This is a genomic window from Mesobacterium hydrothermale (assembly GCF_035818635.1).
Classification (GTDB): Bacteria; Pseudomonadota; Alphaproteobacteria; order Rhodobacterales; family Rhodobacteraceae; genus Mesobacterium_A; species Mesobacterium_A hydrothermale.
The window spans coordinates 1-863 of the sequence record NZ_JAYLLH010000073.1 but is presented as its reverse complement, the minus strand read 5'-3'; the positions used below and the strand labels follow the sequence as shown (position 1 = coordinate 863).

Below are 863 nucleotides of genomic sequence, written 5' to 3'. Positions count from 1 at the left end.
AAAGCATCGTCCCGATAGACCAGAGGCCTACGATGCACTAACATTTTAACCGGACCACCCGATGGGGGCACGCCACCCCCTTGTCCTCGAATGTCGTCCCAGAATACTTCTTCGATATCATCACCGAAAGTGCCGTCATTCCAATTGTTGCCGTTTCCCGGATCGAAGACATTGAATGAAGCATTAGGTGCACTGTCCAACTCGTTGGCCACCAGTTGTGCCAAGTCTCCATCACCAGCGTTCCAGTCGAACACAAACGCTGCAGCGATATCGGTGGCATCACCATTCGCGCGGCGGTATCCGTCGAGAGCAACAAAGTCTGCAACCCCATCGCCATAGACGTCACGAAGAACGGCTGCGTCGGTCAGGTCCGCGTTCAGAGAAATGAGTTCGTCACCGGCTTCCAGTGTAGACAGAATTGAGTCGTTGTGAACGCGAATACCATCTGCGATGTACGTGTGATGTTTTGCGACGGTGAAGTTGTATGTTTTCCAACCGCGCACCACCTGAGGTGCCAAAGCTGCACCGCCTTCAGACGCGTAAACCGTCTTCTCAGCTTCTTCGAACAAATGCGCCGTCTCAGACGAATATGTTATGAGTTCACCGGTTACAGTCGTGGTCGAACCGTCTTCGAGTACGATACGGCCATCGTCCGCAAGGATATCTTTGATCTCAGTAAATGAGCCATCTGGTCGCAAAAACCTGTGGCCCGGTGTTACAACTGTGCCGTTCGAGAGGCGGAAGAATTCTGTCGTGACGTTGTGAAGGAGTTGCGTGACTACCCCGGCGGGTATTGTCACATAAATCTGCTCTGATTGTTTGGCGCGTGATTTTGGGCTAGCTGACCGTGATGCAAACACCGT

1 protein-coding gene is annotated in these 863 nt (G+C 52.6%); it reads right to left on the bottom strand.

Annotated elements, in window-relative coordinates; genetic code table 11:
• Positions 1-863: Hint domain-containing protein (locus VK792_RS19485; protein ID WP_326299589.1), on the bottom strand; the 863-nt coding region annotated here is incomplete at both ends.